This window comes from Herbaspirillum sp. NPDC101397 (assembly GCF_044767325.1).
Lineage (GTDB): Bacteria > Pseudomonadota > Gammaproteobacteria > Burkholderiales > Burkholderiaceae_D > Herbaspirillum.
This window is the reverse complement of record NZ_JBIWNS010000009.1, coordinates 79,311-105,425: the sequence shown is the minus strand read 5'-3', so window position 1 is coordinate 105,425 and position 26,115 is coordinate 79,311. Positions and strand designations below refer to the sequence as shown.

Below are 26,115 nucleotides of genomic sequence, written 5' to 3'. Positions count from 1 at the left end.
GATACCGGTTCCGGACTGAATCCGGCGGCGGCCCTACTCCGCCGGATAACGCCGCGGCCGCAAGCCCGCCTGGAACCAGTTCACCAGCGACACCGTATCGTAGATCGGAACACCGAAGGTCTGCTGGATGTCAGCCGTGAACGGCGCGAGGTTGGTGCATTCGGACACGATCGCGCCGATCGATGGATTTTCGCGCAGCATGCGCGCGACCAGGTCGAGCACTTCCTGGCGCAGCACCGCATACGGCACGCTGTCGTCGCCCTCCCGGATTGAACGCACGAACTCGGAACCCTGCGGCATGCCGTACACCGGCGTGTCGGCGGCGATGCCGACTGCTTCCAGGTATTTCCCGTTGAGCACCTCGCCGTTGTAGGTAAGGATGCCGACCTTCTTGTCCGACGGAATGATCCGCTGCACCATCGGCACCTGCAACAGGCTGCTGGTGGCGACCGGCACGCCGCAGAAGTCGACCAGCTCCTGCTGGTAGATCGACAGGAAACCACAGGTCGTGGTGATGCCGTCGACGCCGGCATCAACCAGCTCTTTCGCCGCCTTCTTGAAAGGCTCCAGCAGGCTGACATTGTGCAGGTCGGTCATCTTCGACGGCACGGCGTCTTCGACGATGCGGTATTGCACAGGGAAATTCCAGGTGCCGGCGTGGCCGATGTCACCAAGGTAGCGGCGGAAATGCGTCTTCACCATCAGGATGCCGACGCTGACGCCGTAATAGGTTTTCTTGGGCCCGCTCATGTGTTTGCTCCGTTCTTTTCTTTATTGCGCCGGGTCTTGCAGGTAGTCATCCATGTCGACTTCGAGCAGGCTGTTGAAGATGTTGGTGGCCACCATGGTGCCGCCGAAGCCGATCAGGTTGACGATGGCTGTGTCGTCGTAGCGCTGCTTCAGACGCACCCAGATGGCGTCATCGAGTTGTTTGGCGCGGCCACCGATGCGGCTGCCGAGGTCGATCAGCAGTTGCTCGTCGTCGGTCGGATTGAAGTCTTTCGGCGAGATGCCTTCGGCCGCCAGCGCCTTGCGGAAGAAGGTCGAGCACAGCAGGCAATCCGACGCCGACGAGATGGCGTGCGCATAGACGTTGAAGGCGCGCTTGCCGAGCAGCTTGATCAGCTCGGCCTTGATCAGGTAGGAGCCGTGATAGGCCTGGTGCGCCGCCAGCGAATGCAGGATGGTGCCCTTCATGTTGGTGACCTGGCCGACGCGCGTGATTTCGTCGTCGTAGGATTGCCGGCCTTGCGGGTCGAGCGCATCGCGCTGCACGAGGTTGATTCTTGCCATGGAGTGTCCTTGTGGGATGAAGGCGTCAGAGAAAAAAGCGTTGCGGCCGGAAGCTTTCCAGCTCGGGCCGCACTGTGTTGTTGAGGATTTCATCGGCGGCCGTTTCACCCAGGAAAGGCGCCAGCGTCACGCCGCTGTGCGTGACCACGCTGTAATAGCCGCTGGTGTCGGGCGACGGACCGACCGCGGGAAACTGATCGGCGGGAATCGCACGCACGCCGACGCGCAAGGCTTCGGCGTCGACGCCACGCAGCAGCGGCAACACCTCGCGTGCGGCGGCGAGCAGTCCCGCCACTTCCGGCGCGCGGCGGTCAAATTCGGCGTCGGCCTTCACCTCAAGATCGTTGCGGCAGATCAGCAGGCGACCCGCTCCGTCCGGACGGATATGTACCCGCGGCGAAAAGATTACGCGCTGCACGCTATGCGCCAGCGGCGGCGTGAACAGCATCAGGCCCGCCGACGGCGCCATTGGAATGCGCAAATCAATCGGCAACGCCGCCTGATCGGCCCAGCGGCCGGTGGCGTTGACGACCACGTCGGCATCATGTGTCGCGCCATCGGCGGTGGTGACTCCGGTCACCCGATTGCCCTGGCGACGGATTGCCGTCACCGCAAGATGTTCAAATACGTGAGCGCCAAGCCGCCTGGCCTCGGTCAATAGTCCATGGCTGTAGACGACCGGATCGACCCAGCCGTCGTCGGGAAAGAACGCCACCGGCGCATCGCCGACGGCATCGGAATCGATGTCGGGCTCCAGCGCCTGCAAGGCGGCGCGATCGAGCCACTCTGCGGCATAGCCCCAGGATTGCAGCAGCGCCACTTTGGCGCGATAGGCCTCGGGCGCGACGCCCTCCCATTCGACGGTGCCGCCGCCATGCCACCACGGTGCGTCACCGAAGCGTTCGCGCAAAGCGGCGTGCGCGCGCATGCCGGCGACGTTGAGATCGTGATAGGCGCGCGGCGCCTTGTTGTGTGAATTGACCCAGGCAAAACTGTTGCCGCTGGTGCCGCCGCCGATGCGGCCGGCGTCGATGACGGTGACGGGCGCACCTGCGCGCGCCAGATGATAGGCGACCGAAGCGCCGATCACGCCGGCGCCGATGACGATATGCATAGTTGGGATGGACGGTCGTCCGGGAAACTGCGATTGCTCAGACTGAGCGCGATGTTCCCGGTGGATTTCCTGATGGTGAAAACAAGATTTCCACTATAGCGCCAGCCCTGCCGGCGCCCAACGATCAATAGCGAGTTTGCAAATTACAAAACCGCATGTCCGGTGTGTAGCGCCTTATTGCGTCGTCGTTTCGGATGCGGAAGATTGCGATTTGGCGCGGCGGGTCTTGCGGCGTTCACCGTGCTTCATGACGGCGGCGCGTTCTTCGTTGGTGATTTCGAGCATGTCGAGATAGACGTGTTCAACTGCCTGCTCGTACGACAGCGTGGTGTCGAGCGCCATCTTTTCGGTCAGCAGCGCGTTGGCTTTCTTGAGGTTGCCGTCGCAAACGTCGCGGATGAAATTGAGCTTGCGCTGGAAGTCCGACACCGGCGCTTCTTCTCGCAGCTTGTGGCCGTAGCGCAGCCACAGCATGGCAACGCCGAACAAACCCGCGCCTGTGCCGATCAAAAGTGATCCCATTTAATTCTCCAGCCGAGTGGTTAATCGTTGTTATGACTCGTCACACAAAACAGCGGCAATCCGCGAGCATTGCCTGAAATTCATTTTGCGATTCTGCTTGGATTCCCCCCAAGACTTTTGTCCGCCGTCTTGTTGCAATGATTATTTTTTGACATCGGACAGGCGTCATTAAGCGACATTTTTCAGCGCTTCGCAACAAATCTTTACAACATACCGAAGCGACTTTTCCGAGTGTTTCCGCAGTGAATTCTTTGTCAGTTTTCTGTCAGCGCGGCGAGCCCTTTTTCGATTCCCAGTCGCGCAATCAGACGCCTCGCATCGAACGGCGCCTTGACCTTGATATCGTTATCGAAGTAGCAATAAACATCCCTGCTCTTGCGCACTGTCGGCTTGCTGTCAGAGGCGCAATGGGCGTCCTTCGGCTGCCCACCCTTGCTCCACGCCTCGATGCGTTGCGCCCAGCGCTCCAGCGCCGGTTCGGTATAACCGCTGGCGTACAACTCCTTGTCGCCGTGCAGGCGCAGATACATGAAGTCGGCGGTAACGTCCTCCAGATACGGCCACTTGCCGGCGGTGTCGGCCACTACCAGCGCGACGTTATATTTGCGCAGCAGCGCGATGAAACCGTCGTCGATAAAACTCTCGTGACGGATTTCCATGGCGTGGCGCAGCTTGCGCTTCTTGTCGATCTTGAGCAGGCTGCGCTCCTTCATGCGCGGCTCGCAGTGTTGCGCCAGTTCCAGCGCTGTTTCGGTATCGTGCGGCAACAGGCTCAGGAAATGCTCCACCAGTTCGGCGTCGTAGCGGAAGCTGGGCGGGAACTGCCACAGGAAGGGGCCGAGCTTTTCCTTGAGGTTGAACACGCCGGAAGCAAACACATTGGCGAGCGGCCCGTCGATGTCGCGCAGGCGCTGGATGTGGGTGATGAAGCGATTGCCCTTGATGCTGAAGACGAAGCCCGGCGGCGTCGCGTCGTACCAGGCGGCGTAGCTCTGCGGTCGCTGCAAGGCGTAGAAGGAGCCGTTGAGTTCGATCGATGGCAAGGCGCGCGACGCGAATTGCAGTTCGTCGGCCTGCTTCAGTCCTTCAGGATAAAAACCGCCGCGCCATGGCGCATAGCGCCAGCCGGAAATGCCGATACGGATCTTTGCCATGGCCGTCGCTCCGAAATGAAGTATCTGTCAGAGCAGACACGTACAGGATTTCAGAGTTCACCATAACCGGCGTTATGAGACATCCGCTGACGGCGTGTCTAGCCGCTTCGCCCAATCTTCGAGCCGGCCGGATGACAGCCGCTTTTCAAACATGCCGCGCCAAGATGGCGGGAAGCTGTCGATCCCGATCAATTCATGCAGCAAGTCCGGTTCAACCGGTCGGCAATACAACACGTCGAGGATGCGCGACAGCGGCCACTGCGGATGCGGGCGCGCCAGCAGGACCAGCGCATCGCCGGCCGCGACCCAACCGCTTTGCAGCACGCGGTAGTACCAGCCGGTCTTGCCGGATTGCTGCACCAGCCGCGACATGCCGGCATGGGCGAAGCGCAGGTTAAGCCGCCAGCACGGCTGGCGTGCCTGCGAGACTTCCAGCAGCGCATCGCCGAGCGAGAAGCGATCGCCGATGCAGACCTCGTGTTCGCCAAGGGCATCGGTGGAAATGTTCTCACCGAACGCACCCGGACGCGACCACAAGTCGCGCGCGCCGATGCGCTCTCGCCAGAACGCGTAATGCTCACGCGGATAATGATGCAAGGCCTTGTCCGGTCCGCCATGGAAGAGCCGGTCGCCCTGCTCGTCGCCGTGCAATCCCTGCTCCCCGCACCAGATGCGTCCCGCCAGCACCTGCTTGGCTATGCCGCTCAGATGAACGGTTCCCGCGAGCGCCGCGACCTTGCCGGTCAGCAGGTGATTAACGCGACAGCGCAAGGCTTTCACACGCACAGCCCGGTTTCCGCCAGCCAGGCGCGCAGGATATTTTCCGCATTGCTGCGCGCCTGTGCACCGCAGCGCCTGGCGTCATCGCGGATCGCCGACGGCCTGATCCCGGCCAAAGACAATTCGCAGGCGTGACCGATCAGCCATGCCTCGATGCAATCGGCGTCGGCTTCGACATGGAACTGCAACGCCAGCGCATGGCGGCCGTAACGGAACGCCTGATGCGGCGTCGCTGCGGTGGACGCCAGCAGCTCGGCGCCGTCCGGCAGGTCGAAGGTGTCGCCGTGCCAGTGCAGCACGGCGTCGTTGTCATTGAGCGTGGAGAGACTGGATGCGCGACCCGCGCCGGTCAGCGTCACGCCGCCCCAGCCGATTTCCTTCTGCGTGCCGGGATAGACGCGCGCACCCAGCGCCGCCGCCATCATCTGCGCGCCGAGGCAGATGCCGAGGACCGGCTTGCCGCTGTCCAGCCGTTCCCGCACCAGTGCGATTTCTTCATTGATGAAGGGATATTCGGCGCTATCGTTGACGCCGATCGGACCGCCCAGCACGACCAGCAGATCGGCTGCGGCGACCGCAGCCGGCTGCAACGTGGCGACGCCGGCCTGGACGTAGTCGACGGCAAAGCCGGCCTGCTTCAGCACCGGCGCAAAGTTGCCGAGGTCTTCAAAGGCGAGATGGCGGATGACGAGACATTGCATGATGAGCTTTCCGAAGACGAAGGATATGACACTCTGGTGATTATATGACACAAAGTGTCCTGAGCTACAATGCTTCACCTATTTTCGCCATTCCGACATGACCATTCGACTGAAGTTGCTAAGAAAGCAAAAGGGTTGGACGCTGGAGACGCTGGCTGATCAAAGCGGCCTCACCAAGAGCTATCTGTCCAAGATAGAACGCGGCGTCAGCATGCCCTCCATCGCGGTGGCGCTGAAACTGGCCAGGGCCTTGCAGGTCGACGTCGGGCAACTGGCGTCGGACGCCGGCAGCGATCAGCTGATCAGCATCACGCGCGCCTCGGCGCGCACCGCCATGGCGAAGACCGCCGGCGGCGCCCGCCCGGTGGAAAGCATCGCCGCCGACATCGCGCCCAAAGAGATGCTGCCCTTCATGATGTATCCGCCGCAGGATTTCGTGGCATCGGCGTTCAAGGAGCACGAGGGAGAAGAATTCCTGTTCGTGCACAAGGGCCGCATCGACGTTGAATTTCCCGACCAGCTGGTGCAACTCAAGGCCGGCGATTCCCTCTATTTCAATGCGCTGATTCCGCACCGGACCAGAAGCACCGGCAGCGTCCAGGCCGAAGTCATGGTCATCGTCAGCAATCGCGAGCGCTGAGACCGCGCCCTCCCCCACACGCAAACTCGCAAACACGCAAGCAAAACCCGATCAACAAGGAGACACATCCATGACCTATCACGCATCCAACACCCGCTATGAAACCATGCAATACCGCCAGTGCGGCCGCAGCGGCCTGAAACTGCCGCTGCTGTCGCTGGGCATGTGGCACAACTTCGGCGACACCACCTCGCTGGCGACCCAGCGCGAAATGCTGCGCACCGCCTTCGACCTGGGCATCACGCATTTCGACCTGGCCAACAATTACGGGCCGCCGTACGGCAGCGCGGAGGCCAATTTCGGCCATCTGTTCAACCAGGATTTCCGGCCTTACCGCGATGAACTGATCATCTCGACCAAGGCCGGCTGGGACATGTGGCCCGGTCCTTACGGCCAGGGCGGCGGCTCGCGCAAGTACGTGCTGGCCAGCCTGGACCAGAGCTTGAAGCGCATGAACCTGGATTACGTCGACATCTTCTACTCGCATCGCTTCGACCCGGACACCCCGCTGGAAGAAACCATGGGCGCGCTGGCCACCGCCGTGCAGCAAGGCAAGGCGCTGTACGTCGGCGTGTCGTCGTATTCGCCGGAGAAGACCAAGGAAGCCGCCGAGCTGCTCAAGCAATGGAAGGTGCCCTGCCTGATCCATCAGCCGTCATACAACATGTTCAACCGCTGGATCGAGCAAGGCCTGCTCGATGAACTGGAACGCCAGGGCATGGGCTGCATCACCTTCACGGCGCTGGCGCAGGGACTGCTGAGCGACAAGTACCTCAACGGCATTCCGGACGATGCGCGCATCAACCGCGCCGGCGGCGGCTCGCTCAAGAGCGACCACCTGAGCGCAGAAAACCTGCAGCGCGTGCGCGCGCTCAATGACATCGCCAAGGCGCGCGGCCAGACGCTGGCGCAGATGGCGCTGGCCTGGGTGCTGCGCGATCCGCGCGTGACCACCACGCTGATCGGCGCCAGCAGCAGCAAGCAGATCCGCGAGAACGTCGCAGCGCTGGACAAGCTGAGCTTCAGCGCAGAAGAGCTGGCCGCCATCGACAAGCAGGCGCAGGACGGTCATCTCAATCTGTGGGAAGTGTCGTCGCGCCACAAGTAATTTTGTCGCGCACGTAAAACGGGCCCATCGCTATTCCACATAGCGATGGGCCCGTTTTCATTTCAGAGCAAGAAAATGAATCAGCCCTTGCCCAACGCTGCCGCCACCGATGCCGACAACGGCACGGTCGGATGACCGATCAGCGCCGACAACTGCTTGCCATCATCAAACAAGGCGCCCTTCGCTGCCGCCGCATCCGAGTCCGACAGCAGGACGGCGATCACTTCCGGCAAGCCGAAGCCGAGCAGCGCGGCCTTGTAGTCGGCTTCCGGGATGTCGCGATACTCGACCGGCTTGCCGGACCGGCGCGCCGCTTCCGCCGCCAGCTCGCTCAGCGTATAGGCGCCGTCGCCGGCCAGCTCATAGAGCTTGCCGGCGTGGCCGCTGCCGGTGAGCACGGCAGCCGCAGCCTCGGCGTAGTCGCTGCGTGCAGCCGAGGAGATGCGGCCATCGCCGGCGCTGCCGACAATCGCGCCGTTGGCGACTGCCTTCTGCAGGCCGCCGGTGTAGTTCTCGTGATACCAGCCGTTGCGCAGGATGGTCGCCGGGACGCCGCTGTCCTTGATGGCCTGCTCGGTTTGCTTGTGTTCCGCTGCCAGGCCAAGGGTCGAGGTGTCGGCGCGCAGCACGCTGGTGTAGGCCAGCAGCTTGACGTTGGCGCGCTTGGCGGCGTCGATGACGGCGCGATGCTGATTCAGACGCTCACCGAGCTCGTTGGACGAAATCAGCAGGACTTTTTCTGCCCCCCGCAGCGCGGCGTCGAGGCTGGCGGCGTCGGTGTAGTCGGCGCGACGCACTTGCACGCCGAGCGCGGCCAGGTCGGATGCTTTCTCCGGGCTGCGCACGGCGGCGACGATGTTCGCTGCAGAGACGGTTTTCAACAATGCGGCGATGACGAGTCGGCCCAATTGGCCGGTGGCTCCGGTGACGACGATCATGACAATTTCCTGTTCGGTGAAGTGAAAGAAATTGCAGCTTATCGGATACACTAACTTTTAGTAAGTACGCACAAAAAGGTTAGTGTAAAATAATCGCCATGAATACACGAGACCCCGCACTCCACCCTCTTGCTACCCATGTGTCGCTGAAGGACCGCATGGCGCGCGGCGAGCTGTTTGCCGCCGATTGCCCCTCGCGCAGCGTATTGAAGCACCTCACCAGCCGCTGGGGCGTGCTCTTGCTGGTCGCCCTGCTGGGCGGCACGCATCGCTTCAGCGACCTGCGGCGCAAGGTCGGCGGCGTCAGCGAAAAGATGCTGGCGCAGACGCTGCAGGAGCTGGAAGGCGACGGACTGGTGATCCGCAAGTCGTATGACGTGGTGCCGCCGCACGTCGACTACACGCTGTCGCCGTTGGGGCTTGAAGCAGCGCAACGCATCGAGACGCTGACGGACTGGATCGAGGTGAGTTTGCCGCGCTTCATGGCGGCCAGGCAGGAAAAGGAAGAGGAAAAAGAAAACCGGGCGTCAAAGTAAAACCCGTCCGGAAAATAAAAAAGGCCCTGCTGAATGCGGGCCTTGTTTATTTGTAGTGCTGTTCAAACTGGGGTGGCTGACGGGGCTCGAACCCGCGACAACAGGAATCACAATCCTGGACTCTACCAACTGAGCTACAGCCACCACTGCATGACCAAGACCTGAATTACTGCCTTGAGTCAGTGAAGCAAAAGATTATACAAAACTGTAGGGCTTCTGGCAAATGAAATAGTCACCGCAACGAAATTTGCCGGAATCCCCGGGCGACGGCTGCTAACTCGCCGCGATCTGGCGCACTTCTGCGTCCATCTTCAACAGATTGGTCAAGGCCGTCGACAAGGTGCTGACACCGGCGGTGGTATAGGCCACCAGACTTCCGCCATTTCCAGCAGCGTCGCCGGAACGCACCAATGCCTTCGCCTCCAGCAAACGGCTCAATTGCCGCGTCACCGCTTCGCCGGTATCGATGATGACCGGCGCGGCGCATCCGGCATGTCGCGCCGCCGATTCGATCAGCTCGCGTGCGAATGGATAATGCGTGCAGCCCAGCACCAGCGTATCGGCGCCCTGCGCAATCAACGGCATGACGTAGCGATCCACCAGCGCCGCAGTGGCCGGCGATTGCAACTCGCCCTTCTCGATCTGATCGACCAGGCCGACACAGGCTTGCGAAATGAACCGGACCTTGCCGGCTGCGGCGATCTGTTCACGCAAGGCGATGAAGCGCGCGCTAGCCAATGTGCTGCGCGTGGCCAGCACGCCAACCACGCCGCTCTTGCTGTGCAACGCCGCCGGTTTCAGGCCGGGCTCGATGCCGACCACGATCAGCTCGGGCCATTGCAAGCGGATTGCCTGGATCGCCGCAGCGGTCGCGGTGTTGCACGCCACCACCAGGGCCTTGATGCCCTGCCCGATCAGGAAGCCGGCGATCGCCAGCGAGCGGTCGACGATCTGCTGCTCATCCTTGTCACCGTAGGGTGCATAGCCGGAGTCGGCAAAGTACAGCAGGTGCTCCTGCGGCAAGGCTGCGCGCACGTGACGCAGCACCGACAAGCCGCCGATGCCGGAATCGAAAATGCCGATGGGCGCGTCACGATCAGTGTGAGCGTCCATCGGCATCAGTGTTGCTGGTGAAGCTGTTGCGGTCATCGGCGAGCGACTCCCGCTTGTGGCTTCGGTTGGGACATCCGCTGTTGCATCCGCAGTTGCATTGTTATGCAGTCGTGACCGCGATCTTGCTCAACGCGGTGTTGGTTGCGATCTTTTCCTTCCACTCGGCAGGACCGGTGTTGTGCACCGAGATGCCGTTGGCGTCGACCGCCACCGTGACCGGCATGTCCTTGACGTCGAACTCGTAGATCGCTTCCATGCCCAGGTCGGCGAAGCCCAGCACCTTGGCCGACTTGATCGCCTTCGACACCAGGTAGGCCGAACCGCCGACCGCCATCAGGTAAGCCGACTTGTGCTTCTTGATCGCCTCGATGGCGGTCGGGCCGCGTTCGGATTTGCCGATCATGGAAATCAGGCCGGTCTGCTCCAGCATCATGTCGGTGAACTTGTCCATGCGCGTAGCCGTTGTCGGACCGGCAGGACCGACCACTTCGTCGCGCACCGGATCGACCGGACCGACGTAATAGATCACGCGGTTAGTGAAGTCGACGGGCAGCTTCTCGCCCTTGGCCAGCATCTCCTGGATGCGCTTGTGAGCGGCGTCGCGGCCGGTCAGCATCTTGCCGTTCAGCAGCAGGGTCTGGCCCGGTTTCCACGACGCGACTTCTTCCTTGGTCAGGGTGTCGAGGTTGACGCTCTTCGACTTTTCGGTGTCCGGCACCCAATGCACTTCAGGCCATTCGGACAGCGATGGCGGATCCATGTAGGCCGGGCCGGAACCGTCCAGCACGAAGTGGCCGTGACGGGTTGCCGCACAGTTCGGGATCATCGCGACCGGCTTGGATGCGGCGTGGGTCGGGTACATGGCGATCTTGACGTCGAGCACGGTGGTCAGGCCGCCCAGGCCTTGTGCACCGATGCCGAGCGCGTTGACCTTGTCGCACAGTTCGATGCGCAGTTCTTCTGTCTTGTTTTGCGGACCGCGCTGCTTCAGTTCGTACATGTCGATGTCGTCCATCAGCACTTCCTTGGCCATCAGCATGGCCTTCTCGGCAGTGCCGCCGATGCCGATGCCGAGCATGCCCGGCGGACACCAGCCGGCGCCCATGGTCGGCACGGTCTTGAGGACCCAGTCCACCAGCGAGTCGGAAGGGTTCAGCATGACGAACTTGGTCTTGTTCTCGGAACCGCCGCCCTTGGCGGCGATGCGCACGTCGACGGTGTTGCCCGGCACCAGTTCCATGTGGATCACGGCCGGGGTGTTGTCCTTGGTGTTCTTGCGGTCGAATTGCGGGTCGGCCACGATGGACGCGCGCAGCACGTTGTCCGGATGGCTGTAACCCTGGCGCACGCCTTCGTTGACGGCGTCGGCGATGGAGCCGCTGCCGAAACCTTCAAAGCGCACGCCCATGCCGATGCGCAGGAACACGTTGACGATGCCGGTGTCCTGGCAGATCGGGCGCTTGCCTTCGGCGCACATGCGCGAGTTGGTCAGGATCTGGGCGATGGAATCCTTGGCGGCCGGATTCTGCTCCAGCTCATAGGCGCGCGCCAGATGCTGGATGTAATCCACCGGATGGTAGTAGCTGATGTATTGCAGCGCGGCGGCCACGGATTCGATGAGATCGTCTTGCTTGATGATGGTCATGGCTGGTTCTCTCGGGGTTGAATGAAAAATACGGAAAGATTCGGTCAGTGTGGTTCCGGCGGCTCCGCTGGAACCGCGGGATGGCTCATGAGCCGGTCGCAATACGCGATCGCCATGGCCGACAACAGGAAGGTGATGTGGATGCCGGTCTGCGCCAGCAAGGTCTTGACGTCGTACAGGTTGGCGTTGATGAAGGTCTTGAGCAGATGGATCGACGAGATGCCGATGATCGCCGTGGCCAGCTTGACCTTCAGCACCGAAGCGTTCACGTGCGACAGCCACTCGGGCTGGTCGGGATGGCTTTCGAGGTTCATGCGCGAGACGAAGGTTTCGTAACCGCCCACGATCACCATGATCAGCAGGTTCGAAATCATCACCACGTCGATCAGCGCCAGCACCACCAGCATGATGGTCTGCTCGTTGAGCTTGTCGGGACGCAGCGCGCCTTCGAGGGCGACCGCGTCGAGGATGTGTTCCAGCGAGGCTGCATTGCCCAGCGCCGCGCCGATCAGGTCGCTCAGCTCGACCCAGAAGTGATACACGTAGACGCACTGCGCCAGGATCAGGCCGAGGTACAAAGGCAGCTGCAACCACCGGCTCATGAAAATCAGATTGGGCACGATGCCGATCTTTTTACCGGAAGGCGTGGAGCGAGTGTCTTTCATTGGCGCGGATCTCAGAATAAAACAGTGATGTGAGCAGGCGGTCAGCCTTGTCTCACGGCAGCTTGCGTGCATCGCATGTCAATATCGGATGCATTCAGGCGAGCGAATTCAGGCCGCTATTTTACACTCCCTTGCCGCTTTCTTGGCTGTGTACGCTCTGCTGAGGATCGCCACAGATGCGATAATGCACTCTGGCAATACCGCAGTGCAAACTTCGTTGCGCTCTTGTGGTCTGACCTCTGTACGTGACGTCGGACCGTGCGCAGCGGCCCTTTCCGCCCCGATCAATTCAGCATGTGTAAGGACTGAGTAAGTGAACACGCCTATGTTTTGCAAAAAGCAAAAATCATTAATCGCAGGAGACTAAATCGTGGCAGACATCGAAACCTTCAAGCAGGAAAACCGTGTATTCGCTCCACCGGCAGAGTTCGTCAAGAACGCCGCCGTGTCCGGCATGGATGCCTATAACGCCTTGTGCGCCGAAGCAGAACGCGACTACGAAGGCTTCTGGGCCCGCCTCGCGCGTGAGAACCTGCAATGGAAAAAGCCCTTCACCAAGACCCTGAACGAAGCCGACGCGCCGTTCTACAAATGGTTTGAAGACGGCAAGATCAACGTCTCGTACAACTGCCTCGACGTCAATCTCGACAACGGCAACGCCGACAAGACCGCCGTCATCTTCGAATCCGACGACGCCAAGGTCACCCGCGTCACCTACCGCGAACTGCACAAGAAAGTCTGCCACTTCGCCAACGGCCTGAAGTCGCTCGGCGTCAAGAAAGGCGACCGCGTCGTCATCTACATGCCGATGTCGGTCGAAGGCGTCGCCGCCATGCAAGCCTGCGCCCGCATCGGCGCCACGCACTCGGTGGTGTTCGGCGGCTTCTCCGCCAAATCGCTGCAGGAACGCGTGATCGACGCCGGCGCAGTGGCCGTCATCACCGCCGACTACCAGGTGCGCGGCGGCAAGCAATTGCCGCTCAAATCCATCGTCGACGAAGCGCTCGCCATGGGCGGCTGCGACACGATCAAGAACGTCATCGTCTACAAGCGCGCCGGCGCCGACATCAATTGGGTCGAAGGACGCGACCTGTGGCTGCACGACGTCGTCGCCAACCAGCCCGACGCCTGCGAACCTGAATGGGTCGACGCCGAACATCCGCTGTTCATCCTCTACACCTCCGGCTCCACCGGCAAACCGAAGGGCGTGCAACACGCGTCCGGCGGCTACCTGCTGTGGGCCGTGCTGACGATGAAGTGGACCTTCGACATCAAGCCTGACGACGTCTACTGGTGCACCGCCGACATCGGCTGGATCACCGGCCATACCTACATCGCCTACGGCCCGCTGGCAGTCGGCGCGACGCAGATCGTATTCGAAGGCGTGCCGACTTATCCGAACGCCGGTCGCTTCTGGGACATGGTCCAACGTCACAAGGCCACCATTTTCTACACTGCGCCGACCGCGATCCGCTCACTGATCAAGGCCGCCGAAGCCGACGAAAAAATCCATCCCAAGCAATACGACCTGTCGTCGCTGCGCCTCCTGGGTTCGGTCGGCGAGCCGATCAATCCGGAAGCCTGGATGTGGTACTACAAAAACATCGGCCACGAAAAATGCCCGATCGTCGACACCTTCTGGCAAACCGAAACCGGCGGCCACATGATCTCGCCACTGCCGGGCGCAACACCGCAAGTGCCGGGTTCCTGCACACTGGCGCTGCCTGGCATCACCGCCGCCATCGTCGATGAAACCGGCAACGACCTGCCCAACGGCACCGGCGGCATCCTGGTCGTCAAGCGTCCGTGGCCGTCGATGATCCGCACCATCTGGAACGATCCCGAGCGTTTCAAGAAGAGCTATTTCCCTGAAGAATTCGGCGGCAAGGTCTACCTCGCCGGCGACGGCGCGATCCGCAACAAGGACACCGGCTACTTCACCATCACCGGCCGCATCGACGACGTGCTGAACGTCTCCGGTCACCGCATGGGTACGATGGAAATCGAATCCGCGCTGGTCGCCAACCCCATCGTGGCCGAAGCCGCCGTGGTCGGCAAACCGGACGAAACCACCGGCGAATCGATCTGCGCCTTCGTGGTCCTGAAGCGCCCTCGCCCGACCGGCGACGAAGCCAAGGCCATCGCCAAGGAGCTGCGCGACTGGGTCGCCAAGGAAATCGGCCCGATCGCCAAACCCAAGGAAATCCGTTTCGGCGACAACCTGCCCAAGACCCGCTCCGGCAAAATCATGCGCCGCCTGCTGCGCGTGCTGGCCAAGGGCGAAGACATCACGCAGGACATCTCCACCCTGGAAAACCCGGCCATCCTGGACCAGCTCAAGGAAGCGCAATAAGCTGGAAATAGACGGAAAGGCGTCCTGTTCCCGGCCGCAAGCCGCATCTGCACCGGGAATGCCGATCTGACAAGAAATAATGGCGATGCCGCGACGCATCGCCATTATTTTATGGACGACGGCTCAAAACCGTCTCATTTTCTGAAAAATGTTGCTATAATCAGCGGCTTCGCTAAAAACGAAGCCAAATTCCGGAGAGATGGATGAGTGGTTGAAGTCGCACGCCTGGAAAGCGTGTATAGGTTAATAGCCTATCGGGGGTTCGAATCCCCCTCTCTCCGCCAGAATACAAAATGCCCGCTTATGCGGGCATTTTTATTTGTATTTCCATTTTGTTTGCGCAGCAAACCCATCTGCGGAGAGAAGTAAGCCGCCTGCGCGGCTTACGCGGGGGATTCGAAGGGAATCGCTTGCAAGCGATTCCGCGGCCTGCGGAACGTAGGCGAATCCCAGCTACCGATACGGAAGCGCTCCCCTCACATCTTCTATGTCAGCCTTGTCTCAATCTTCGACGAAGAGGTCGCTTTCTTTTGTGCGCTCAGTTCATGTAATTTCCGCGTCAGAACATCCAGCTCCAGATTCTTGATTTTTATCTGATCACCTAAAAACCGGTTTTCATTCGAGAGTTCTTTCCGCATGAATGCTTCATGGATATGCGCGCGCAGCTTGGTCTCGTCCCATGGCTTGGTCAAAAACTTGTAGACCGCGCCATCGTTGATGGCGTCCGTTACCGATTGCAACTCCGAGAAACCCGACAGGATAATCCGTATTGTTTCGGGATAGAGCACCTGCACACTGCGCAATAGCTCCACCCCCGTCATGCCGGCCATGCTCTGATCGCTCAGGATGACGTCCACCTCATGTGTCTCGAGTATCGCGAGCGCCTCTTCTCCATTGTTCGCCATCAGAATCTCGTAGTTATCCCGGCGCAATGGCTCCTGCAATTGCGACAGCATCTCCGCCTCGTCATCTACCAGCAAGATGGTGCGGGTCGCGTTCCCGGCGCCGAACAAGTGGGATGGCAGACGTTTTCCTTCTCTTAGCAAGACATCCAGTTCTTCCGACGAGATGCCGCGCGAAAAAAGATAACCCTGCATTTCATCGCACTGCTGGTCCCGCAAGATTGCGAACTGCGCTTCCGTTTCGATGCCTTCGGCGATCACTTTGATTCCCAAGCTGTGCGCCATGGAAATGATTGCTTTGGTAATAGCGGCGTCGTCGCTGTCTTCCGTAAGATTGGTGACAAATGAGCGATCGATCTTTACGCGGTCAAAAGGAAATCGCTTGAGGTAGCTCAAGGATGAAAAACCCGTGCCGAAATCATCCAGCAGCAGATCGATGCCCATGGCCTTTAACCGCCGCAGTGTCGTTCTGGTGTTTTCGGTATCCAGCATGACTGCGCCTTCGGTAATCTCGAGGCACAGCATGGATGTATCCAGATCGTTGCGTTCAATCGCGTCCTGAATCAGGTCGGTCAGACGCGGACTGCTGAACTGATAGGGTGACACGTTGACGGCGACGCGTAACGGCGCGAGCCCTGCGGCCTCCCGTCGTCGCATGTCGAGACAGGCTGTTTGCAGAACCCAGTCTCCGATGTCTTCAATCAACCCCAACTCTTCCGCCACGGAAATGAAATGCGAAGGAGAGACGGCGCCGAGAGAAGAATGAGTCCAGCGAACCAATGCCTCCAGTCCGATGATGTCTCCGGTACGCATGGAGATGACGGGTTGATATTGCAGATGAAAATCCTTGGCCAGAACAGCCTGTCTCAACGACGATTCAAAAAACAGGCGCTCTTTCTCGATCAGGCTCTGCTCATCGACAACGATCGGCGTTGGATAGATATCAGGCTGCCAGGAATAGCCGCTTTGACTCAAGCCAGTGAAACGATCGCTGACATCAATCAGTACCGCGATGAAATGGGTGATCCTGCCTGTCGCGTCCGTCATCAAGGACAGCGTCACCTCGTTCCAGAACGGGGTACCGTCCCGGCGATAGTTACGCGCCACCAGCCGCGTATGCCCTTGCCGCTGCATTTGTTTCAATGCATCTTCGGCTCTCTCCGGTCGTTCACGCCCCTGAAGGAAGCGGCAATCACGCCCCATGATCTCGTGCAGCTGATAGCCGGTCAGCTCGCTGAACGCCAGATTGACGAAGACGATAGGGGCATTTTCCACGGTGGCGTCAACCACCATCAATGCCGCAGTCCAGGTGTTCAAGACTGCCGATTCCAAGGCAGGCAGATAAGAAGCCGCGCTTCCGTTATTGGTCGTATTTGGCATGGCGAGGCACCTATCGGTACAAAGATTGATCTTGTCCTACTGGGAGAGATGTAGATTACCATGCTATCCGAAGAGGAGTTTTTATCATGGTCAAGATGAGGAACTTATGAATCAACGTGGTTCAACACCCGCAGAACTGATTTCTCGCCTTCGTCTCCAGCCGCATCCCGAAGGCGGCCATTTCAGGGAAACCTATCGCAGCGCAATGGACGTGGCGAGATCAAGCGACGGCCTCATCCGCTCAGCCTCAACTGCAATCTACTATTTGCTGGGTGCCGGAGAAAGATCTGCCTGGCATCGGATCAAGTCCGACGAGATGTGGCATTTCTATGACGGGTCGCCCTTGCACATCTATGTCCTCGGGCATGCCGGTGATTTAACGGTTCTCAAATTAGGCAATCCCGTCAACCATGACGGCGCAGAGTTCCAGGCCCTGGTGCCTGCCGGCGCCTGGTTCGGGGCGGAGTGCGCCGATCCGCAAGGCCACTCCCTGGTTGGGTGCACAGTGGCTCCGGGTTTCGAATTCGAGGAATTCGAACTCGCCGATAAAGCGCTGCTCACGCGGACCTGGCCTCAGCACGCGCAGGTGATTGAACGTCTCGCGTAAAGGCGTACCGCCAACGCCGTCAACTTCAATCGCCTACTCAGCCGTCAAGGTAAACAACCTTTCAATGGCCGTGTCGTATTGCGTGGACTGATTGGGAAGCGTGCGCAGAATGGCGTATTGCGGCAATACGGTTTCGCGCAGCAGCGGCTCCTTGATCGGCATGCCGTTCTTGTCGCGCACCACAGCCACCAACGGCGCCGTCGGCGTATTGCCGCGGCGGATCGTCACCGCCGTCTCGCCGCTTTTCAGCAGCACAAAACAACCCGGCGGATAAATGCCGAATTCCTTGAGCAGCGCCGATGCAATGGGATGTCCATCGCTGGCCAGATACACCGACTGGGCAGCCTGTCTAGAGGGCATCGCCGCCCTGTTCTTGCGTGCGGAATATTTGGCGGTAAAGATATCGGCGAACCGGATCATTTGCGACGATTCGCTGAGCTTGTGTCTTGTGCCGTAGGGGTAACCGCCGCCGTTTGGACTTTCGTGATGTTGTTCAACGGCCTGCAACCAGTCCTCATCGGTCACACCGGCATCCTGCAGCATGCGCACGCTTTCGGCCGGGTGTACGTGTATCAGTTGCCGCTGTTGCCTGGTCGGCGCACCCTCGCTGCGTGCAAGTTCGCCTTGTAAGCCGATGATGGAAAGATTCATCGTCAACGCGGCGTTGATGACGGTTTCCCTGTTCTTCTTCGACCAGCCCAGCCGTTTGGCAAGGATGCTGCAAACGCAGGCGACATGGATCGAATGCGTGATGCCGTATGCAGCGAAGCGCTCCTGGTCGTGCCGGATGACCGAATAGATGGTCTGGTCGGTATGCTCCTCCGAGGCGACGCTGATCATCGATTCCACGTCGCTGATGCCGCTCAGAAATTTCGCATCACGATGATTCGCGAGCAGTTCGGTCAATCGTCTTTCCACCGCGTCCCACTGCTGGGCGAATGGCACCGTCGGCCGCTCGCTGGCGCCGAACAGCATTGGCGGCTGATCCTGGTGGGCCTGAACCTCGTCCGCATCCACAAACACGCCGCGCCGCAAAAGATTGTGCTGCATCTCCATGGTCTCGACCAGATAGCCGCGCGCCAGCAACAACTTGCCTTCCGTGTCCCGGACATTCCAAGGCAATGGAGCGCCACAATTTATCTGCGCAGAGACTTCGCCAATCGGTATCAAGTTCATGATGAGCAGTCGAAAGATTGTCTTGAATGAAGCGCGTGGAAGATCTGCAGCCAACTCACCTGTTTCCCGAGCGGTACACAAATCCTTGCCTGATCGCCTGAAGCCGGCGCGTCGATTGAAGTCCAGAAATTCTGTGCGGCGTCATGCTGACCGACATACTAAGAGCGGCGCGAAAATATATCTGTCGGGAAACTATGATTCTTTGAGGAAAATAACGATGCCTATCAGGCAACCTTCTGGACATATCGGAGGAGATCAAAGGAGAAGCCTTACAAACGCCGACACAGTTAATTGTTTTGTAATAATTATTTGATATTATTCAAGCCACTGTTCCTGCCAGCGATCAACAAGAATCCAAAACTGCTCAGGGGGCGTATTGATAAATACGTTGAGCCGATTCGCAGCGACGCGACGATCACCATTGCGTTCAGACAGCAATCCCTGCAGCCATTTTTTTCGTCAACACCGATCCTCCATCGCGGCGTAACTCGGTGATGCAGTCGCGCAAACGCGCCCCGCAACGAAGAGAATGGAAAGCTCCAAATTCAACAGAAGGCGTAGTCAATCAAGCGGCCGAAAAACCGACACTGACCCAGTGAGCGGTTGGCCAGAACGACTGATCGGAATCAGTCATACTTTTTTGGGGCGGGGAAATGGATTTGAAAACGTGGCGCGAACTGGCGCCGGAAAAGAAGAAATTCGTCATTGGCATCGCCGTCGCCGTGGCGGTGGTCTATCTGATTTGCATACTGCTCAGCGTGAATGTTCTGCGCAACAACCGCGTGACGGCGGAGCTCAATCATCAGGCGCGCATGTCCAGCCTCGGCAAGGAACAAGGCGACTCCTCGTCGGCACTCGCCGCTGCCGCAAGCACTGTTCCTACCGTCTCGGTGGGCACCTATGTAGATGGGATTGATACGTTCTCGATCAAGGATTCGAGCTGGAGCGGGACCTTCTACGTCTGGTTCCGCTGGACCGGCGACAAAGCCCTCGACCCGGGCGGCAAGCTCGTCGTCGTCGACGGCAACATCATCAAGAAAGAAGTGCTGGAGGAATACCACGGCGACGACGGCACGCATTACCAGCGGCTGCGCGTCACCGCCAAGTTCCTGAAGTTCTTCGACACCATGCGTGTCCCGCTCGAAGACCACATGCTCAACATCTATCTCGAAGACGGCGCGCGCGACAGCACCCGGTTGCGTTACGTCGCTGACGCAAGCTCCAACGTCAGCTCGCGGGTACAGATTTCCGGCTACAAGATCACCGGCAAGTCCAACGTCGTCAAACCGCACGCCTACCGTTCATCCTATGGCGATCCACGCGTCGATGCTAAGAGTGAAAAAGTATTTACGCAATATATCGCCGGCATCAACATCGCGCGTTCAAGCGCCGGCGTGTACAACAAGATCTTCCTGTCGCTGTTCGCCGCTCTGGCCTTGGCGCTGTGCAGTTTCTACGTGAAGGCATCCGACGTCGGCCCGCGCTTCTCGCTGCCGTCCGCAGCCTATTTCGGCGCCGTGGCCAACTCCTACGTGGCCAACTCCATCCTGCCGCCGTCGGGCTCGTTCGGACTGGTCGACTATGTAGCGGCGTTCGGCCTGGCCACGATCGCGCTGTCGCTAATCCTGGCGCTGCTGTCGAACTTCATCATGGTCAAGAAGGAAGACAAGGCACTTTCTTATGCGCTGGATCGCGTGATGTTCTGGGTGTTGCTGAGCTCTTGCGTGTTGGCGAATATTGCTATTCCGTGGGTTGCGCGAGGGTGATAAAAACTCTTTTCTCCGGGCTCAGGCTTGTGGGAAAGACACCAAACAAAAAAGCCCCCGAATGGGAGCTTTTTTGTCGATTCAACACTCGAAACTGCTTCCTGCTGAATCTTATCGGACTAAAGTTTTTGCGAGACATTCGATCACTTTTTTCCCGTTCTCGTAAGATCTTTGAACCTCTTGAAATGTCGCATTGTTTGGAACTTTTCCTTCATGTGCAAAGCTGTTTCTCCACACGATCAAATTTCCGTAGTTCGACTTAATACTTGCGCGATGATTTGCAAGAAAATTCTTCTCCTCTATATCTAAAAGGCGAACAAAGCGATTTAGATACTTGTCCCCAAAACGAGCTAAACTTTCTTCTCGCAAATCCTTTAATCCAATACGACCGTTTAGCCGTTTGAAATGTTTGTCTACAAAATGGCCGAAAGTTTTATGTTTTTTTCTACCGAACTCTGTAAACAGTTCTTTTATAGCCAATTCGTAAACCGTTACTGCACTCACCGCCGCAAAACCTGTGTATTGCATTGCGACCAAAGGAGGGCATTGCGCAATTACACCAGCTAAATGATTGATAGTGACATCAGTAGAATTAAAATAGACAGCGTAGCTCATGGCTTAAGCCCCTAATCTATTAAAAACTGCTTCGCCGTAGTAAAACGTCGCTGCAATACCGTTACGTCGCTAGTGCCGTAATACGTATCTTCAAGAAAAGCTTTATTTTTAGATAGTGCAGCGTAGCGCCGAGCGAGATCGTCAGGAATGGCGTTGAAGTTGTCGAGCAATGTGCAGAACACGGAATCCAATACTGAGGAATTTAAAGGACCTCTTAAATGGAAGGGCTTAGGACGCAATTCCTTTGCAATCACTTTGCACACTTTAGAAAAACGATTTATAAATCGAACAGAATGTTTTGCTTTCCCGTCTAAGTCATTAGCCATTGCAACGTTTAAATATTCCTTCATTGGCTTTTCATAACTAAGACTTCCAGAGCCCGATAAAGCGTACAAGCGCAAAATCAGTTCAACGTCTTTCTGATGTTTGTCCTCGTCTCTTTTCCCAATTATCAATCTCCAGGCAGGATCTTTATTCAAATCTCTAAGGTACTGACCAAGCGAGCCTCGGAAGACGCAATTGCGAATCTCTTGAGGTTTTAGAGGCGTTCCACCGGTATTGAGACGCTCAAAAATATGATAAATACTTGTATGTTCACTTTTTGGGCTGAGCTGCCGAATATTTATTGCTCGTAGCACTGCATTTCTTAGTTTTCTTTGGACAGGCTCCTCCAAATCTTCATACCGTTTATTCGCAAAAGGACTGCGCTCGTCCAATCCCGTCAGCCGAAATATCTGCCGACGTCCATGAGTATTTTCATGTCCGAAGTATCCTTCGAAGAAAAAAATCATACTGAGAATGCGTTGCTGACCATCGATAATGAGACTTTTATTGTCATCATCAACGTAGAAAAATACTTGTGGAACAGGAAGCCCTAACAGGAATGATTCAATAAGTAACGATGCTTGGCTTATCTTCCACACATATTTACGTTGAAATCCAGGGATCAAAATATCCCCTTCATCCCACATTTCTTTAATGCCCCATAGGGTCAAATCAGATGGATATGACGCAATATCGTATGTTACGAAGGCCCCTGTTTCGTCAACTTCCTCGTCTACTAAGAGGTCCGCTTCTTCTGGTTCAATATCGTCTGCCATGCTAGTCCTTTTATAGTTAGTTATGGAACATGGGTGGTAATCCTACCAGATCTTACAAGAAGCATTTCAAGTCCCCGGCGTTCGATCTTGAACGTTTCTTATAAGAGATACTTCCAGCGCTCTGGACATCATAATTGTATTGCTCTACTCCACATCGTCCTCTCAACAAAAAAGTCGATGATGCAATAAAGCTTCATCGACTTCTTTTCTGGCTCTACATCATCGGTTTATCAAATCGTCAAGCGGCCACGCGTTCATCCCTGCGCAATTCTCCCGAGAACTCCCCCATCAACACCTCCCACTCCCGATCCGCCTTATCCATCGCCGCCAGCTTGACGTGCCCGTACCCACGCACCTGCTCCGGCAACTGCGCCAACTTCAACGCCGCTCCCTTGTTGCCGGCATTCAGCTGTTCCGCCAACGCAAGCACAAACCCCAGATACCGATCCCGCAATGCCCGCTCACGCCGACGCTCTTCGGTATAACCGAACACATCCAACGGCGTCCCGCGCAGCGACTTGAAGCGTGACAGCACGGCAAACCCCGACATCATCCATGCGCCGAAACGCATCTTGGCCGGCACGTCCGATCCCGGCTTCTTGCGCGCCAGCATCGGCGGCGCCAGGTGGAAGGCCAGCTTGTAATCGCCGTCGAACTGCGCGGCGATCTGTTCGCGGAATACCGGGTCGGCATGCAGGCGCGCGACTTCGTATTCGTCCTTGTAGGCCATCAGCTTGAACAGGTTGCGGGCGACCATCTTGCTGATCGGGCGCCTGGAGGCGTTGTCTTCCACGCGGGCTTCAGCGCGTTCCACTGCCGCCACGGCTTCTTCGTAGCGGCGGGCGTAGGCGCGGTTCTGGTACTTGGTCAGGAAGTCGATGCGGAAGGCGACGGTGTCGGCCAGCGTCTTCGGTGCGGCGAACTGGATCACCTGCTGCTTCGGCTTGCCGAGCTTGTCCAGCGCGGCTGCGTCGGCGGCGGCCAGGCGGCCGAGGGTGAAGGCGCGCTTGTTCATGTCGATGGCTACGCCGTTGAGCTCGATGGCGCGCATCAATGCCGGCAGACCGACCGGCACCAGGCCGCGTTGCCAGGCGTAGCCCATCAGCAGGATGTTGCCGCCGATGGGGTCGCCGAGGAAACGCAGCGCCGTGTCCTGCGCGTCGATCTGCACGACGTTGTCGGCGCCGGCCGAGGCGGCCAGTTTCTCCAGCAGGCCTTCCTTGTTGATGGAGGAGTCCGGGTTGCGCGTGAAATCGGCGGTCGGGATTTCGCGGTCGTTGGCGATCACCTTGGTGTGGCCGCGGCGCATGACCGACAGACCTTCCGGCATGGCTGAGACCACCAGGTCGCAGGCGAAGACGGCGTCGGCCTGTTGCAGGTCGATGCGGACCTGGTTGAGCGCCGCCGGCGAGGCGGCGATGCGCACGTGCGACAGCACCGCGCCGCCCTTCTGCGCGAAGCCCATGAAGTCGAGCGTGGAGGCGCCCTTGCCTTCCAGGTGCGCGGCCATGGTGATCAGCGCGCCGACGGTGACGACGCCGGTGCCGCCGACGCCGGCCACGAGGATTTCAAAAGGCTTGGCGAAGCGATGCGGCGCCGGTGTCGGATACGCGGCCAGCGTGGCTTCCAGGTCGGCCAGGGTGAGCTTGACGCTTTCCGGCTTCTTCAGCGTGCCGCCCAGCACCGAGACGAAGCTCGGGCAAAAGCCTTCGACGCAGGAGTAATCCTTGTTGCAGGAGGATTGCTCGATCTGGCGCTTGCGGCCGAGTTCGGTTTCCAGCGGCAGGATCGACAGGCAGTTGGATTGCACGCCGCAGTCGCCGCAACCTTCGCACACCGCCGGGTTGATCATCATGCGGCGCGCCGGGTCGGGGAAGGCGATGTGGCCGGGCTTGTTCTTTTTGCGGCGGCGACGCTTCTCGGCGGCGCAGGTCTGGTCGTAGACCAGCACGGTCACGCCGGGGATGTCGCGCAGCATGCGCTGGATGACGTCGAGTTCGCTGCGGTGATGCACGGTGACGCCGGCCGGCAGCTTGATCAGCGCGTAGTTCTCGGGCGCATCGGTGACGACCACGACTTTCTTCGCGCCTTCGCTCGTGACCTGCTGCACGATCTGCGGCACCGACAGCGAGCCGTCCACCGGCTGGCCGCCGGTCATGGCGACGGCGTCGTTGTAGAGGATCTTGTAGGTGATGTTGGTGCGCGCGGCAATGGCCTGGCGGATCGCCAGCGAGCCCGAATGGTAATAGGTGCCGTCGCCCAGATTCTGGAACACGTGCTTCTCGTCGACGAAGCGCGAGGAGCCGACCCAGTTGATGCCTTCGCCCCCCATCTGCGCGAGGTAGTTGGTGTCGCGCTTCATCCAGGTCGCCATGAAATGGCAGCCGATGCCGGCCATGGCGCGGCTGCCTTCCGGCACGCGGGTGGAGGTGTTGTGCGGGCAGCCGGAGCAGAAATACGGTGTGCGCTTGACGCTGTCGGCGCCGTTGGACAACAGGTCGGCGGCGCAGAAATCGGGCAGGAAGCGTTGCAGGTTCAGCGTCGGGAAGCGTGGTCCGAACCAGCGCACCAGCGCCGGCGCGATGCGCGAGGGACGCAGCTCGCCCAGCGCCGACAACAGCGTTTCGCCGTGGGCGTCGGTCTTGCCGATCACCGAGGGGCGGCGCTCTTGCGGCAGGTTGTAGAACAGGTTCTTGAGTTGCTGCTCGATGACGGCGCCCTTCTCCTCCACCACCAGGATTTCATCGAGGCCCGCGGCGAAGGCCGACAGGCGCGTGCGCTCCAGCGGATAGGTCAGGCCCGGTTTGTACAGGCGCACGCCAAGGTCTTCCAGCTGCTGTTGAGACAGACCGAGGCGCTCCAGCGCTTCCAGCAAATCGAGGTAGGCCTTGCCGGCGCTGATGATGCCGATGCGCGCGTGCGGCGACGGCACGATCAGCTTGTCGATGGAATTGACGCCGGCGAATGCCTGCACCGCCTTGAGCTTGTCATCGACGCGCTGCTCCAGCGCGAGGCCGGGCAAGTCGGGCCAGCGGTTGTGCAGGCCGTCGGCCGGCGGCGTGTAATCGGTCGGCACGGTGTAGCTCGGCAGCGGCGGTAGTTCGACCACGGCGCCGCCTTCCACGGTTTCCGAGATCGCCTTGAAGCCGACCCACGCGCCCGAGAAGCGCGACAGCGCCCAGCCGTACAGGCCGAACTCCATGTATTCCTGGATATTGGCGGGATTGACCACCGGCATGCCCCAGGCGATCAGCGCCTGTTCGCTCTGGTGCGGCATCGACGACGACACGCAACCGTGGTCGTCGCCGAGGATCGCCAGCACGCCGCCGTGCGGCGACGAACCATAGGCATTGCCATGTTTGAGCGCATCGCCGGAGCGGTCGACGCCGGGGCCCTTGCCGTACCACATGGCGAACACGCCCTGCACCTTGCGCGTCGGGTCGGCTTCGACCTGTTGCGAGCCGAGCACGGCGGTGGCGCCGAGTTCTTCGTTGATGGCCGGCAGGAACTCGACGTTGTGCGCGCTCAGCAACTTGGAGGCGCGCCACAGTTCCTGATCCACGGCACCGAGAGGCGAACCGCGATAGCCGCTGATGAAGCCGCCGGTGTTGAGGCCGTTGGCGGCGTCGGCAACCTTCTGCATGCACAGCAGGCGCACCAGCGCCTGGGTGCCGGTCAGGAAGACGCGGCCGCTGCTGCGGGTGAGATTGTCTTCGAGTGCGTAATCCGGATCTGCCAGCGCGGAAACCAGCGATGCGGTCGTTTCAAGCGGGGTTTCCAACTGCGTTTCAAACTGATCCAGCGGCAGAGTTGCAGGCTGAATCGGCGCCGTAGCGGCCGATCGGAAGGGGGGAATTGTCACCGAGTTCATCGTTATCGTTGTCGTCTCAATAGGGGGCGGAAGGCTGCCGGAAAACCCGTCAAAAACGGGTATTGATACGAGAAAGGATATGACTTCGAACCGGAAAAATTATTTCTATTTATGCCTTGATAGTCGATAGAATGGG

Annotated in this window: 22 protein-coding genes and 2 tRNA genes; 7 read left to right on the top strand and 17 right to left on the bottom strand. The window is 59.3% G+C overall.

Annotated elements, in window-relative coordinates; genetic code table 11:
* Positions 1 to 33: 33 nt before the first annotated feature.
* The 7 genes from ACIROW_RS20880 to ACIROW_RS20850 all read right to left on the bottom strand — a co-directional run bounded on the left by ACIROW_RS20880 (position 34) and on the right by ACIROW_RS20850 (position 5,564).
* On the bottom strand, positions 34 to 750 hold the full coding sequence (locus ACIROW_RS20880; RefSeq protein WP_402278491.1) for an aspartate/glutamate racemase family protein: 717 nt from the start codon (positions 748 to 750) through the stop codon (positions 34 to 36).
* A gap of 21 nt (positions 751 to 771) precedes the next feature.
* Positions 772 to 1,293, bottom strand: a complete 522-nt coding sequence (locus ACIROW_RS20875) for a hypothetical protein (RefSeq protein WP_402278489.1) — start codon at positions 1,291 to 1,293, stop codon at positions 772 to 774.
* A gap of 25 nt (positions 1,294 to 1,318) precedes the next feature.
* A complete protein-coding gene (locus ACIROW_RS20870) occupies positions 1,319 to 2,407 on the bottom strand; it encodes an NAD(P)/FAD-dependent oxidoreductase (protein ID WP_402278487.1) in 1,089 nt (362 codons plus the stop codon).
* Between the two features lie 174 nt (positions 2,408 to 2,581).
* Positions 2,582 to 2,929, bottom strand: a complete 348-nt coding sequence (locus ACIROW_RS20865; RefSeq protein ID WP_402278485.1) for a hypothetical protein — start codon at positions 2,927 to 2,929, stop codon at positions 2,582 to 2,584.
* A gap of 254 nt (positions 2,930 to 3,183) precedes the next feature.
* A complete protein-coding gene (locus ACIROW_RS20860) occupies positions 3,184 to 4,083 on the bottom strand; it encodes a DUF72 domain-containing protein (RefSeq protein ID WP_402278483.1) in 900 nt (299 codons plus the stop codon).
* A 72-nt stretch (positions 4,084 to 4,155) separates the two neighbouring features.
* Positions 4,156 to 4,863 (bottom strand): MOSC domain-containing protein, encoded by a 708-nt coding sequence (locus ACIROW_RS20855; protein ID WP_402278481.1) that lies wholly within the window; start codon positions 4,861 to 4,863, stop codon positions 4,156 to 4,158.
* A complete protein-coding gene (locus ACIROW_RS20850) occupies positions 4,860 to 5,564 on the bottom strand; it encodes a glutamine amidotransferase (protein WP_402278479.1) in 705 nt (234 codons plus the stop codon). Before ACIROW_RS20850 ends, ACIROW_RS20855 begins: the two co-directional genes overlap by 4 nt.
* Before the next feature lie 97 nt (positions 5,565 to 5,661).
* Between ACIROW_RS20850 and ACIROW_RS20845 the strand changes: the two genes are divergently transcribed.
* Complete coding sequence (locus tag ACIROW_RS20845) at positions 5,662 to 6,204, top strand: helix-turn-helix domain-containing protein (protein ID WP_402278477.1); 543 nt, start codon at positions 5,662 to 5,664, stop codon at positions 6,202 to 6,204.
* 70 nt (positions 6,205 to 6,274) lie between these two features.
* The gene (gene mgrA, locus ACIROW_RS20840; RefSeq protein ID WP_402278475.1) at positions 6,275 to 7,312 is read left to right on the top strand and encodes an L-glyceraldehyde 3-phosphate reductase; all 1,038 of its coding nucleotides are present in this window, start codon (positions 6,275 to 6,277) and stop codon (positions 7,310 to 7,312) included.
* A gap of 80 nt (positions 7,313 to 7,392) precedes the next feature.
* Here mgrA and ACIROW_RS20835 read toward each other — a convergent pair whose 3' ends face one another.
* Positions 7,393 to 8,250 carry an SDR family oxidoreductase gene (locus ACIROW_RS20835; protein ID WP_402278474.1) on the bottom strand — a complete coding sequence of 286 codons (858 nt, stop codon included), beginning with the start codon at positions 8,248 to 8,250 and terminating at the stop codon, positions 7,393 to 7,395.
* 98 nt (positions 8,251 to 8,348) lie between these two features.
* Between ACIROW_RS20835 and ACIROW_RS20830 the strand changes: the two genes are divergently transcribed.
* The gene (locus tag ACIROW_RS20830) at positions 8,349 to 8,786 is read left to right on the top strand and encodes a winged helix-turn-helix transcriptional regulator (protein ID WP_402278472.1); all 438 of its coding nucleotides are present in this window, start codon (positions 8,349 to 8,351) and stop codon (positions 8,784 to 8,786) included.
* Positions 8,787 to 8,854: 68 nt separating this feature from the next.
* Here ACIROW_RS20830 and ACIROW_RS20825 read toward each other — a convergent pair.
* From ACIROW_RS20825 to ACIROW_RS20810, 4 genes are all read right to left on the bottom strand, one after another.
* Positions 8,855 to 8,930: transfer RNA gene (locus tag ACIROW_RS20825), tRNA-His, on the bottom strand.
* Positions 8,931 to 9,059: 129 nt separating this feature from the next.
* Entirely contained in the window at positions 9,060 to 9,935 is an 876-nt protein-coding gene (gene murI, locus ACIROW_RS20820; RefSeq protein ID WP_402278470.1) for a glutamate racemase, read from the bottom strand.
* A 64-nt stretch (positions 9,936 to 9,999) separates the two neighbouring features.
* Positions 10,000 to 11,544, bottom strand: a complete 1,545-nt coding sequence (locus ACIROW_RS20815) for a fumarate hydratase (protein ID WP_402278468.1) — start codon at positions 11,542 to 11,544, stop codon at positions 10,000 to 10,002.
* 44 nt (positions 11,545 to 11,588) lie between these two features.
* Positions 11,589 to 12,209 (bottom strand): YqhA family protein, encoded by a 621-nt coding sequence (locus ACIROW_RS20810; protein WP_402278466.1) that lies wholly within the window; start codon positions 12,207 to 12,209, stop codon positions 11,589 to 11,591.
* Positions 12,210 to 12,579: 370 nt separating this feature from the next.
* Here ACIROW_RS20810 and acs point away from each other — a divergent pair, with 370 nt between their 5' ends.
* Together acs and ACIROW_RS20800 are read left to right on the top strand one after the other, a co-directional pair.
* Complete coding sequence (gene acs, locus ACIROW_RS20805; RefSeq protein WP_402278464.1) at positions 12,580 to 14,562, top strand: acetate--CoA ligase; 1,983 nt, start codon at positions 12,580 to 12,582, stop codon at positions 14,560 to 14,562.
* Between the two features lie 193 nt (positions 14,563 to 14,755).
* A tRNA-Ser gene (locus tag ACIROW_RS20800) sits at positions 14,756 to 14,846 on the top strand.
* A 201-nt stretch (positions 14,847 to 15,047) separates the two neighbouring features.
* Here the strand turns inward: ACIROW_RS20800 and ACIROW_RS20795 are convergent.
* Entirely contained in the window at positions 15,048 to 16,844 is a 1,797-nt protein-coding gene (locus tag ACIROW_RS20795) for an EAL domain-containing protein (RefSeq protein WP_402278462.1), read from the bottom strand.
* A gap of 106 nt (positions 16,845 to 16,950) precedes the next feature.
* Here ACIROW_RS20795 and ACIROW_RS20790 point away from each other — a divergent pair, with 106 nt between their 5' ends.
* On the top strand, positions 16,951 to 17,451 hold the full coding sequence (locus ACIROW_RS20790) for a cupin domain-containing protein (RefSeq protein WP_402278460.1): 501 nt from the start codon (positions 16,951 to 16,953) through the stop codon (positions 17,449 to 17,451).
* A gap of 33 nt (positions 17,452 to 17,484) precedes the next feature.
* Here ACIROW_RS20790 and ACIROW_RS20785 read toward each other — a convergent pair whose 3' ends face one another.
* Positions 17,485 to 18,681: an HD-GYP domain-containing protein gene (locus ACIROW_RS20785; RefSeq protein WP_402278458.1), complete on the bottom strand. Its 1,197-nt coding sequence runs from the start codon at positions 18,679 to 18,681 to the stop codon at positions 17,485 to 17,487.
* Positions 18,682 to 19,280: 599 nt separating this feature from the next.
* On the opposite strand from ACIROW_RS20785, the gene ACIROW_RS20780 reads away from it, so the two are divergent.
* Positions 19,281 to 20,393: a hypothetical protein gene (locus ACIROW_RS20780; protein WP_402278456.1), complete on the top strand. Its 1,113-nt coding sequence runs from the start codon at positions 19,281 to 19,283 to the stop codon at positions 20,391 to 20,393.
* A 111-nt stretch (positions 20,394 to 20,504) separates the two neighbouring features.
* Here the strand turns inward: ACIROW_RS20780 and ACIROW_RS20775 are convergent, their stop codons facing one another.
* The 3 genes from ACIROW_RS20775 to ACIROW_RS20765 all read right to left on the bottom strand — a co-directional run bounded on the left by ACIROW_RS20775 (position 20,505) and on the right by ACIROW_RS20765 (position 25,979).
* Positions 20,505 to 21,008 (bottom strand): HEPN domain-containing protein, encoded by a 504-nt coding sequence (locus ACIROW_RS20775; RefSeq protein ID WP_402278454.1) that lies wholly within the window; start codon positions 21,006 to 21,008, stop codon positions 20,505 to 20,507.
* An 11-nt stretch (positions 21,009 to 21,019) separates the two neighbouring features.
* The gene (locus ACIROW_RS20770) at positions 21,020 to 22,108 is read right to left on the bottom strand and encodes a DUF262 domain-containing protein (protein ID WP_402278452.1); all 1,089 of its coding nucleotides are present in this window, start codon (positions 22,106 to 22,108) and stop codon (positions 21,020 to 21,022) included.
* 238 nt (positions 22,109 to 22,346) lie between these two features.
* Positions 22,347 to 25,979 (bottom strand): indolepyruvate ferredoxin oxidoreductase family protein, encoded by a 3,633-nt coding sequence (locus ACIROW_RS20765; protein ID WP_402278450.1) that lies wholly within the window; start codon positions 25,977 to 25,979, stop codon positions 22,347 to 22,349.
* Positions 25,980 to 26,115 lie beyond the last annotated feature (136 nt).